The following is an 11751-nucleotide window of genomic DNA, read 5'->3' as shown; positions in this document are numbered from 1 at the left end:
CCATTTGTGCAAGTATTTGATAGGTTGGTTGGGCTTGAAAAGTATCATAGCAAGTTTTGTTAATTGGTACATAAGGAATTTGGAAGTGGTTGGCAAAATCAATGATGTTTTCAGAAAGTAATTCCAAAAAGGAGTTTTGATAAGAAATACCTAATACAAGTTCGTCAAATATTTTTTGTAATTGAGTAGCTATTTGAAAAAATTTATCTTTTTGACCGCGAAAAAACATATCATCAAAAAAAGGATTTTCTCCAGGAATCAAAGCAAACAAATCTTTACCTAAATGAGCAATTTGATTTAAGGTAATTTGGGGTGTTTCTTCATTTTTAATAATAGTTGAAATTTGAATTAAATTTTTGATTCCTTGGTCGTTTTTGGCATAAATTAAAAGTGTTGCTAGTTGATTTTTGTGCAAAAAATTTATTTTTAGTCCTAAAATAGGTTTGATTTGATAGTTATGGCATAATTTTAAAAAAGTTGGCATGCCATATAAATTATCATCACTCAAAGCAACAAAATCATAATCATTTTCTTTGGCTTTTTGTACCAAAGTTTCTAAAGAATTAAGACTTTGTAATAAGCTATAAAAACTTTGCAAATAAAAAACGCCTCTCATAATTGCACTTCCTTTCTGGCTGAAAAATAAAAGTATTGTTGTTTTGGATGTTTGTTTGTTTGGATGTTTGTTTGGATTTTCTAATTTTATTTATTTTTTGTGATTTGCAAAAACTTTATTCATCTTCCCAATCTGTTTGGAACTCTTTTCCCCAATTTTATTCTAATTCGTCTTCCCAATTTTGGCTTTGCCAATTTTGCAAATTTGGCGAACCATCCCAGTTTTTCTGTCTAGTTTTTGATGACGACGAATTTATTATTGCATCTCTTTGTTTTGGTTCTGCTTGCGAACCATCTTTTAACCAAAAAAGGTATAAATTTTTAATACCTAATCGAGAATTTTTTAAATCTTCGATGCTATGAGTATTATTGCCATAGCCGTATTTGGATAAATCAATGTCTTTTTGATAGACATATATTAATTTCTTTGGGGCATTTTTGAGGCAAAAAGGCTTTTTTGAATTTTGCAAAGAACACAACTAATAACAAAAAGAAGGGTATTTAATGCAAACAGGAAAAGAATCGGGGAATTTTTCTTTGATATAATTTTGAACTTGTTCGGCTGAATCTAGATAAATATCGTGAACTTTGGGTTTTGGGAATTTTGCATTATGATTTGAATTTGGTATTTTGGCAAAAGTAAAGTTAGTTAAAAAATAAACTCCACAAATTAAAATTAAGGAAAAAAATGTAAAAATTTCTCCTAAAATAATTATAATTGTCTTTTTTTTAATTTTTTTGCTCCCTTCGGTTGTTTTTGCAACACAAAATATTTAATTATCATTAACCCATTTTATATAAAATATTTTTTACCCTTTTTTATTTTCCGATTTTTGGGCTTTGGTGATTTGGAGATTTTTGCTTTTGGTAATAATTTATTTTTGGCTTGTTGGTTTTTGCTTGCTTTATTCGTTATCGTTATTCGTTAGGACTTTATTTGCTGTTTTGTTTTGACTAAATTTATTTTGATTTTTACAATGTGGAAATAAAATAACATCACGAATATTTGCAGTATCGGTTAAAAGCATAACCAAACGATCAAGTCCCATTCCAAGACCACCAGTTGGAGGCATACCATAATTAAGGGCGTTTAGGAAATCATAGTCCATGTCATTGGCTTCGTCGTTGCCTAATTGTTTTTGTTGTAATTGATTTAAAAAACGTTTTTCTTGTTCGATAGGGTTGTTAAGTTCGCTAAAAGCATTAGCAAATTCCTTACCTACAATAAAAAGTTCAAAACGGTCAGTAAAGCGAGGATCAGCTTCGTTTTGTTTTGCCAAAGGACTTATTTCCAGTGGATGTCCGTAGACAAAAGTAGGCTGAATGAGAGTGTTTTCTACGTATTTTCCAAAAAAAGCCTCAATGATATGTCCTTGACTAAAATGGGGCATAACTTCAATTTGGTGTTTTTTTGCCAAAGAAAGGCATTGTTCCAAGGTAAAATTATCTGTAAAATCAATTCCTGTTTTTTCCTTGATTGATGCAACCATACTTACTTTTTCAAAATGGGAAAAATCAATTTCTTGGTTTTGGTAAGTAAATTGCAACTTGCCAAACAATTTTTGGGCCAATTCTTGCAAGCATTGCTTTGTTAAGTCCATAATATCTTGCATATCAGCATAAGCCAAGTAAGCCTCAATAGTGCTAAATTCGGGATTATGTGTGGCATCAATTCCTTCATTTCTGAAAAGACGTCCGATTTCATAGACTTTATTCATTCCACCAACAATTAATTTTTTAAGGGGTAATTCGGTAGCAATTCTCAAGTAAAAATCACAATTAAGAGTGTTGTGATGAGTGATAAAAGGTTTGGCAGAAGCGCCTCCCAAAGTTGGTTGTAAAATAGGAGTTTCTACTTCTAAAAAGCCCTGATTATCAAAAAAATTTCTAATGTATTTCATAATCAAACTGCGAGTTAAAAATACTTGTCTTGTTTTTTCGTTTACGATTAGATCAACATAGCGATTTTTTCTCATCTCTTCGCGGTTTTGCAAGCCATGAAATTTGTCAGGTAAAGGTTTTAGGGCTTTGGTAAGATGAATAAATTCCAAGGCTTTAATGGTTAATTCTTGCGTTTTGGTTTTAAATAAAAAACCTTTGATGCCTATGATATCTCCTAAATCACAATTTTGATAAATCTGAAAAGCATCTTTGCCCACTAAATCCAGTTTTATATATGCTTGCATTCGGAAATTAAAATCTTGTAAATGCAAAAAACCTGCTTTGCCTTGTCCTCTTTTTAAAACGATTCTGCCAGCTACACAAACATTGATTTGTGATTGTTCGAGAGCTAGACTATCTGCTTTTTGGTATTGCAAAAGGATTTGTTCGATGGAATGAGAAGGGACAAATTTTTTTCCAAAAGGATCAATGTTTATTTTTTTTAATTCATTCATTTTTTGATGTCTAATAATTTCTTGTTCGCTTAATTTTGTTGCCATTTATATGCTCCTTGCATCATTTAATTTTTTTAAACATTTAACCTTTATTATACCAAAAAAACTTGGGTTTTGGTGATGTTTTTGGAGGGGTTGGGTATTTTTTTGTGGGGAAATGCAATTTTTTTTATTTGTTGGTTTGAAAAAGCAAAAAAAGTTAATTAGTTTGGATAAAATAAAAAAGACACTCATAAAGAATGCCTTTGGGTTGGTAATTGAATTTTACAAAATTAAAATTGCTTTTTGTTTTTGATTGATGAATTAAAATTTGAAATCAAAATAGTTTTAAAAGAGATGATTTGCAAAAAAGATAATTTTTAAAAGGATGTTTTTAACAAAATAAGTAAATATTAAAAATTATTTATATCGTGTTTTTGGTGGTGTTTTTTTATTAGTTCCAACCAAATAACCGATAAGAAATCAAAGAATACCGCCTAATAAAAAAGTAACTATTAAAGGCAATACAATGCTTTTGCTATTCATTCCGCAACTATATCCCCATTTGTAAAAAAGGACAATAAAGAAAACTGCTAAAGCTACTAAAAATACAATTAATTCTGTCATCATTCCTGATGAAGCATCAAACATTCCTTCGTTATACATTTTAAACCTCCATTTGTTTTTTTAAGATAAAATATTTTACTAAAAAAACAACAGCAAAAAGTGCTTTTTGTGAAAAAATTGATTTTTTTGAACTTTTTTATGCAAAAATGGAACAAAATGAATAAATTTAAATAGTTATATGATAAATTTGTAAAGTGATATATAAGTTTATTAAGATTATGAAAATATTTATAATGGGATTCCAAATTTAGTTTATGTTATTCCTTAATTTGGATATTTTGTCAAAATAGGATTAGTGCAAATTGTTGTAAATCGCATTTTAATTATTTTGCCATAAGTCACAAAGCAATCAAGTCCTTAATTTTCCTTGTGTTTTTGCTTTATGTTTCTTTTGTTTCTTTTGTTTCTTTTGACCTTGGCATGTCGTAAAACTGTTTTATTTGTAAAAGTTTTAGCATAGTAAGTTTTATTATAGTAAAAAAACAAAGGAAAAGAACAAAATATGAAAAACATGAAAACTAAAAACAATAAAAATAATAATACCAGCATAATGGAGCACATCCAAAAGAATTACAAAAAAATAATTATATTAATGTTGGGTTTGCTTGCAACTGCCATTGGAGTTTTTGCCATTTATAAACGTTTTACCAAACAAAAAACAGATAGTATTGCAATTTCTAATAAAAACTTTTCTTTTGAAGTGAAAAAAAACGACTCTTTAAGCAAAACAAGTAAAACTTTAGGGCTTGAAGATTTGGTAAAACTTTCACCAGAAACATATCAAGAAAAAACTGAAATTGTCTATGATGTGACTTTAAATAAAAAAATATGAAAATAACACAAGATTTGTTGTTAAGATTAGAAACTACATTTGAATCTAAAGGATTTGTTGCTCAAAATCATTTCGGTTCGCAAATTGATGTTTGGGACAATGATCAAAAAACTTATGTTTTATATGATGATTCTCAAAGACCTAAAGTTGTTTTTGATGCAAATGGTGTTGCTACGATGAGAGTCAAATTAACAGTATATCAAATTGAAGAATTAGATGAAGCAATCGAAGAACTGCGCTGTTCCGTTTTTTAATACAACTTTTGTCTCTAAAATTATTCTTTAAAACTTAAAATTAAGTGATAATTTCATATCTTTTCAAAATAACAAAGTATTTTCATTAGACGAAAAAAAGTGTCTAATGTTTTTTATATAATTTGCTAGTTTCAAAAGATATTTATACTAATATTTTACCCCTTCACTATATAGTTAGGTAAAAAAAGTTAAAAAGTCGTCAACAAAATGAAAAGAAAATGATGTTTATTATTAATAAAAACATTTTATTGAAAAAAAGGCGCAAAAAGATACCTTTTTAAAAGGTCTATTTTGAAAGCTATTTTTTTAATTGTTTTATCTTAAACTTTACGCATATTGGATAGGTGAAAGATAGTTTAATTTAGCTAAAATCCATTTTTTATTCCAAAAAGCAGGAAATTGGTTAATGATGGTTTTCATTTTTGTCATTGGATTTTGAAATAAAAAAGGATCGCGATAAAATAAAATACTTTTCATTTGGCCGAAAAAGTTCTCAATGACGGCGTTATCACGAGGGGCGGCTTTTCTTGACATACTAATAAGAAAACCTTTTTTGGTTAAAGTATGTTGGATTTTTAAAGATTGATAAACTGAACCTTGATCAGAGTGGATAATACAAGGTTTTTTTAGTTTTGGCATTTTTTTGATAGTATTTAAAACTAAATTTTTATTTTGATGATTAGAAACATGAGAAGCGACTATTTGATTGTTAAAAGAGTCGATAATACATGAAAAATATAAAAAACCTTGTGGAGTTTTAAAATAAGTGATGTCGGTAAATAGTTTTTGCATCGGTTTATAAGTTTTAAAATCTTGATTAATTAAATTAGGAACTATTTTTAATTGAGATTTTAATTGTTGATAATGATATTTATTTTTTTTGCTTCTTAAACGACAACAAATCCCTTTTTCTTTCATGATGAAATAAACTTTTTTCTTAGTGATGGGTTCATTAAAGATTTTTTGATATAAATGAGTGATTTTACGATGGCCAAATAAATATTCATGCATTTTACATAAAGATTCAATACGTTTTTGTTTTAAAAGATATTGTTCTTGTTTTATTTTAATTTTATGGTTAACTTTTAACCAATAATAATAAGTACTCCTTTTAGTTTGAATCATTTTTAAAATGGTGGTTAAATTTAAAACATTTTGAAATTTTTCCACTAAATTAAAGATAATTTTTTTATCTATCTTTTCTATTTTTTTAATTATTTGTTGTAATAAGTTGATTTTTTGTTTTAATTTTTGCATCTTAACACCAATTTATCTTATATTTTTTTCCATTATATCAACAATTATAACTCTTAAAATGTTTGTTAACGCCATTAAATAATTATTAATGTTATTTTTACCTAATATATTATTTATAACACATACCTATAACTGGTCAGGCAGTTAATTTAAAAATTAAAATTGATTTTTAATTAAAATAAATTAAAAAAATAAAATTAATTAAAAGAAAGATTTTTTAATATCGATTAATAATAATGATAGATAAAAGATACAACGATAATATCAAATATCGAGTATCATTATCATCATCGATATAAAATATAAAATATCACTCCTTAAATGAGTTAATCTTTATATAGATTATTTTCAAAGTCAAACTGTTATAAAGTTGTTAGTAAAGTGTTATAAAACTGTTAGTCTTTTTGTTTTGAAATATATTTATACATAGGGTGTATCTTTTTCACCCGATAACCTTGTTTGGTTTTAGTTAAGAAGAATTGAATATATTTTAAATCTTCTTGTCGATAATAGATGATATTTAAACCTTTCTTATAGTTTGTTTTAATCGGTTTATTGTATTTATCTAGTTTATTGGGGTCTATTTGATATAATTGTAAGTTTTCTAGTTTATGAAGATTGATTTTGCCAATTAATTCTTTGCTGATATTTTTAGATTCATTTTTATAATTGATTTGAAAGATATCATGATAGGTTTTAAGGGGGGGGTATTTTGGTTTTTAAGGGGGGGTAAATCTGAAAGTAATAGTTTACTATTACTAGAAGAGAAATTATCATTAATTAAGGTTATTTTTGTTTGTTTAATTTCATCCAAGATTTGAGGATCGACGAAGAGAGTTTGGTTTTTAGGGCGATAATTGGCTTCTTGATAAGTATTTTTCTTTTTAGAATGGGTTATAATGGTCAGGTTGATTAAATCTTGTTTTAAAGTTTGTAAAAAGAGTTTAATTTGGTCTAAATCAGTAGGGGTGGTTTTGGTATTCCATCCGCCGATTCTAATTCCTTTATTAAGGTCGTTTTTCATTTTTATTTTCTCCTTTAAATTTATTTTTGTCATTTTGTTAAAATATTTATCAATTTTTGGCCTAATAATTGAATGTGCGTGATTCATATTATTAATTTTATTTTTAAAAAGGTCATATAGGAAAAAATAATACGTTTGTTGTTGTTTAATTGGTATTTTATAATAAATCATTATGTCATGACTTCAACTTTATCTTCACCAAAGAAATGAATGGCTAAATCCACTATTTGTTTCTTTTCTGCTTCTTCATATGAGATGTATGGATCTAAAAAACATTTTTGATAAGCTTCTTTCCCGTATTGTCGTAATAAATCATCAACATCTTTACAAGTTTTGTCATAAGGGGACAAAATGCGTCTAATTTCATAAGGGATTTGTTGTTCTTTTAGTTGTTCTCCTAAGGCTGCGTTTCTTTTTCTTCCAGTTTCGTCATTATCGAGGGCGATAATGACTTTAATCTTTTCTTTTTTGAGAATATCCATTTGGGTTTGGGAAAGTAATTGGGCGACACAAATTAAACCCACGACATTTTTTATGCCGTGTTGCAAACAACTAATGACATCAAAAAAACCTTCATGAATGATGATTGTTTTAGTTTTTTTTATATACGGTAAAGCTTCGAAAAAACGATAACTGAAATGAAAAGTAGGTGTTTGACTAAAATTATTGAGGGATTGATATTTAGGTTGGAAATAGGTAGTATCACGAAAATGATTTTGATAAAAGTGAAATGTTTTATTATATCCATTTTCAATGGGGATAATGATGGAACCATGGAAAGTATCGTGATAATATTTTTTATTTTGTTGATTGGTTTTTTCTTTAACAAAACCATATTCAACTAATTTGGTTGTATCGATATTTTGTTTTTTACAATAATTTACTAGACGAAAGGATAAAGGTTTATCAGATAATGGGGCATAACCTAGTTTAAATTCTTTAATGGTTTCTAGAGTTAATTTTCTTTTTTGAGTTAAATATTCTAATCCTAGGTGAGATTCGTTATTTCGGTTAGTAGTTAATAAATAATGATAATAATCTCTAATTTGGTTAAATAAAGGTGATATTTCTTTAAATAATTGTGTTTTTGTGGTGTTAATTTCTTTTTCATCAATTGGGTTGTTGATTTTATTGGGTTGGAATTGATATTTAAAAGGTTTGTAAGAAATATTAGGGGTTGCAGTTTGTTGTTGGATTAAGTTTTTAAATTCTTGAGTTTTCATAAAGTTATTAATTTTTTCGAGGGCGTTATTGAAGGTTTTAATTCCTCTTATTTCCATATAAACATCAATAATATCGTAATCTTTACAACATTTCCAACAGTGAATTTTATTATCTGAAGTTAAATGGCAACAAGTTGGGTTGTTTCCTTGATGGATGGGACAAGGGAAACGATATTTGGTGTTGAAGTTTGGTGGTATTATATTTAATTTTTTTAATAAAACAATCATGGGAAAATTAGTTTTAATGTGGTTAATTTTGTCTTGATAATTCATTTATTTTAACTCCTATTTTTTTGATTAATAATAAGTTTCTATTTGATAAGGTAAAACATAACCGATTTCTTGAAATGTTTGGGTGGTCATTTCGAAGTGATAAATTAAGGTTTTTTTGGTGCCACTTCTATTTTTTTTGATACATACTTCGATTATTTTTTGATTTTCATTGTCATCAGATTCTAAATAGAGTTGATTTAAGGTTGAATTATAAATATTTAAAGGTTTTTCTTTGTCTTTGGATAATTTAGGTTGAAATTCAGACATCATTAAGACGATATCGGAGTTAGTTTCAATTCCACCACTTCCTTTTAAAGCGGTTATTTCAGGGGATTTTCCTTGGTAATTACTGTATGTATCTCTTGAAAATTGAGAGAGAATAATAATAACAATGTTTAATTCCATGGCTAATTGTTTGAGTTTAGTCATAATTTCGTCAATGGCTAGACGGTCATTTTCTAAACGATTACTAGCTTTAGTAATTTGGAGATGGTCGATAACGATGATTTCTACTTGTTTTTCTAAATAGAGGCGATAAACTAAATCAATGATATAATCAATATTTTGCTTTTATCATAACTAAATGATAAATTTATGTTGGCAAAAAATTGTTTTGCTATTTTCATCCTTTCCGTGTATTTGAGAGGTGTGATATTGTCATCTTCAAAATTTTTATCTAAAATAATATCTAAGGGAATTTGAGTTTGGTGGGCTAATAAACGACTTAAATTTTCCTCCATTGTCATTTCATAAGAAAATACCAAAATATGAGGATAATGAGAGCTTTCTTGGTGTTTAGTTTTGGCGATATCTAAAAGAAGGTTGTAGACAAAAGTTGTTTTTCCCAAACCAGTATACCCCCCAATAGTGATGATTTGGCCTTTTTTTAATCCTTTAGTGGATTGGTTGAGTCCCTTAAAAATTTCTGATAAGTGGTAATATTCTTCTTGGATTTTTTGTTTTGCTTGATTATCGGTGTCAAAAAATTCAGGATGTAAAAAGACCATTTGGTTTAAATTAAAGAGAGTTTTATCATTTTTTTGGGGGATTAAAGAGATAAAATTTCTTAATTTATCAAAGATTTTGTGGTAATATAAGTTTTTAGTGTAAGGATCTTGGGTTTCAAAAGAAGGACTAATAATTTTTAAGAGTTGTTGGAACAGTTTTTCTTGGGTATAGGTGTGTTTTAAGTTATCTAAGAAATCAAGGTTATTTTCCTTACTAAAATCATTATTTAAAAAAGATAATGATTCTTTGGTAAAGTTATCTTGTTGGAAATTAGTTTGTAAATATGTTAATAACTCTTTGATTATCTCAGTTTGAGATTTTATTTTATCCCAAGGATGAGTTGTTTGTTTTTCTAAAAATAAATATTTTAAAGTTGTAAATATTTTTTTATTTTTGGGGTTAAGTAGATTTTTGGGGTTAATTATTTGGTAGTAAAGGTTTAATTTTTCCCATTGGCCTTGTTCGATATAATTTATTAGTTTTTTTAACGCTTTTTGTTCGTTGGTTAACATTTAATATTAACTCCTTTTTTTATTTTTTAATGATATTGATATTAGAAAAGGGGATGAATTTGGTGGTAATTAAGTTTTGTAAGAAATTGTTGGCTGAATTGGAAAATAAGTTAATGACTTGATTAATGCCTGGGACTTTTCCTTGATTGATTTTCTTGTTTAGTCTTTGGGTTTCGGTTTCGTTGTTGGTTAATAAATAAAACTCAAAACGAGTATCTAATTTTTTTAATTGTTGTCCTTCTTCCATGGTTTGTTTATAGCGGTCTCGGAGACAAGTTTTAAAATTAAAAGCGATTATTCTTTTATTTTTAGTAAATAAAACTAAATCAAATTTAATGCCTATCAGAAACTTTCAAAGGCTTAAATCAAGCCACGAAAGGCTTTAAAAAAGGTCAAATCATCACCATTGGAGGCTATACTGGTTTAGGAAAAACTACTTTTGTCTACAATCTTCTTTTAGATATCACCAAAACTAAGTATCAAGAAACTCATCATCACCCTCATCTCTTAGTTTTTTCTTATGAAATGACCTTAGAAGAAAATTTAAGTCGTTTATTAGCCCACCAAACTCAAATTCCCTTAGATGTTATTTTAGCTAAAAATTGGGAAGACTCAAACATCACTCAACATACCTACATGGAAAGGATGAATGACGCTCAAAAATTCTTTTCCCAGCTTAACTTATCCTTTAGTTATGATCAAACTAAAAAAATAGATTATATCATTGATTTAGTTTATCGCCTTCATTTAGAAAAACAAATAGAAATCATCGTTATTGACCATCTCCAAATTACCAAAGCCAGTAATCATTTAGAAAATGACCGTTTAGCGATTGATGAAATAATGACGAAACTTAAACAATTAGCCATGGAATTAAATATCGTTATTATCATTTTATCTCAATTTTCAAGAGATACATATAGCCATTACCAAGGAAAATCCCCTGAAATCACCGCTTTAAAAGGTTCAGGCGGCATCGAAACTAACTCCGATATTGTTTTAATGATGTCGGAATTCCAACCCAAACTATCCAAAGATCAAGAAAAACCATTAAATATCTATAATCAAAATTGTAATCAATTATATTTAGCATCAAAAAACAACAAATCTGAAAAAATTATTGAATTATCGATTAAAAAAAATCGTAGTGGTACGAAAAAAAACTTAGTTTATCACTTTGAAATGAGCACCCAAACTTTCCAAGAAATCGGTTATGTTTTACCTTATCCATTAGAAAGTTATTAAGGAGTTTATCAATGAATTATCAAGATAAAATCAAACACATCCAAACTCATTTCCCCATGTCAGTTTTATTAAAAAAATTAAATATAATACCATCAAACTTCAATCCCAAATATCGTTTCCCTTGTCCCCTTCATCAAGGAAACAATCCCACTTGTTGTCATTTCACTTCTACTAATAAAATTCATTGTTGGAAATGTGTTCGCGATTACGATATTATTGATGTTTATATGACTATCCGTCAGATTAAATCCTTTTATGAAGCGATTCAAAGAATAGAAGGATTTATGAATTCTTTCGAATTTAAAACCTTAAGCCAACAAGAAAAAGAAATAACTAAAATAATTACTAACCCTTTTCCACAACCATATCACCCAATGAAACCAAAACAACCAGTGGACGAACAGGAAATTAATATCAAAAAGAAACAATTATTTAAAGATATTTCGCCCTTATTCAACCAAATTAGAGATTATTATCATTATTTATTAATTTCTAACCGAAATAAC

General features: G+C 27.6%; 8 protein-coding genes and 5 pseudogenes. 4 read left to right on the top strand and 9 right to left on the bottom strand.

Annotation, left to right across the window (positions count from 1 at the left end; genetic code table 11):
- From OYV_RS00765 to OYV_RS00745, 4 genes are all read right to left on the bottom strand, one after another.
- On the bottom strand, window positions 1-616 hold a 616-nt coding region (locus tag OYV_RS00765), incomplete at its 3' end, for a PHP domain-containing protein (protein WP_042067709.1).
- 157 nt (window positions 617-773) lie between these two features.
- Window positions 774-1085 (bottom strand): hypothetical protein, encoded by a 312-nt coding sequence (locus OYV_RS00760; RefSeq protein ID WP_042067707.1) that lies wholly within the window; start codon window positions 1083-1085, stop codon window positions 774-776.
- A gap of 435 nt (window positions 1086-1520) precedes the next feature.
- Window positions 1521-3056: a lysine--tRNA ligase gene (lysS, locus tag OYV_RS00755; RefSeq protein ID WP_042067705.1), complete on the bottom strand. Its 1536-nt coding sequence runs from the start codon at window positions 3054-3056 to the stop codon at window positions 1521-1523.
- A 417-nt stretch (window positions 3057-3473) separates the two neighbouring features.
- A complete protein-coding gene (locus OYV_RS00745; RefSeq protein WP_042067701.1) occupies window positions 3474-3656 on the bottom strand; it encodes a hypothetical protein in 183 nt (60 codons plus the stop codon).
- 463 nt (window positions 3657-4119) lie between these two features.
- On the opposite strand from OYV_RS00745, the gene OYV_RS00740 reads away from it, so the two are divergent.
- Both OYV_RS00740 and OYV_RS00735 read left to right on the top strand, forming a co-directional pair.
- On the top strand, window positions 4120-4449 hold the full coding sequence (locus tag OYV_RS00740; protein WP_042067699.1) for a hypothetical protein: 330 nt from the start codon (window positions 4120-4122) through the stop codon (window positions 4447-4449).
- Window positions 4446-4703, top strand: a complete 258-nt coding sequence (locus tag OYV_RS00735) for a hypothetical protein (RefSeq protein ID WP_041624819.1) — start codon at window positions 4446-4448, stop codon at window positions 4701-4703. Before OYV_RS00740 ends, OYV_RS00735 begins: the two co-directional genes overlap by 4 nt.
- 327 nt (window positions 4704-5030) lie before the next feature.
- Here OYV_RS00735 and OYV_RS00730 read toward each other — a convergent pair whose 3' ends face one another.
- From OYV_RS00730 to OYV_RS00710, 5 genes and pseudogenes are all read right to left on the bottom strand, one after another.
- Window positions 5031-5960, bottom strand: coding sequence for an IS3 family transposase (locus OYV_RS00730; protein WP_011160916.1), 930 nt, complete (start codon window positions 5958-5960; stop codon window positions 5031-5033).
- Between the two features lie 395 nt (window positions 5961-6355).
- Window positions 6356-6984: pseudogene (locus tag OYV_RS00725) on the bottom strand (phase variable surface lipoprotein).
- Window positions 6985-7154: 170 nt separating this feature from the next.
- Complete coding sequence (locus tag OYV_RS00720; RefSeq protein ID WP_011160918.1) at window positions 7155-8480, bottom strand: toprim domain-containing protein; 1326 nt, start codon at window positions 8478-8480, stop codon at window positions 7155-7157.
- A 24-nt stretch (window positions 8481-8504) separates the two neighbouring features.
- Window positions 8505-10000, bottom strand: a pseudogene (locus OYV_RS00715) (replicative DNA helicase).
- Between the two features lie 19 nt (window positions 10001-10019).
- Window positions 10020-10349 (bottom strand): annotated as a pseudogene (locus OYV_RS00710) (hypothetical protein); the annotation flags it as partial.
- Between OYV_RS00710 and OYV_RS00705 the strand changes: the two are divergent.
- Window positions 10340-11245: pseudogene (locus OYV_RS00705) on the top strand (replicative DNA helicase); the annotation flags it as partial. The pseudogenes OYV_RS00710 and OYV_RS00705 sit on opposite strands and share 10 nt — an antisense overlap.
- Before the next feature lie 11 nt (window positions 11246-11256).
- A pseudogene (locus OYV_RS00700) lies at window positions 11257-11751 on the top strand (toprim domain-containing protein); the annotation flags it as partial.

The organism is 'Chrysanthemum coronarium' phytoplasma, assembly GCF_000744065.1.
Taxonomy (GTDB): domain Bacteria; phylum Bacillota_I; class Bacilli_A; order Acholeplasmatales; family Acholeplasmataceae; genus Phytoplasma; species Phytoplasma asteris.
Note: the sequence above shows the minus strand (reverse complement) of the source record. Positions and strands in the feature narration are given on the sequence as shown.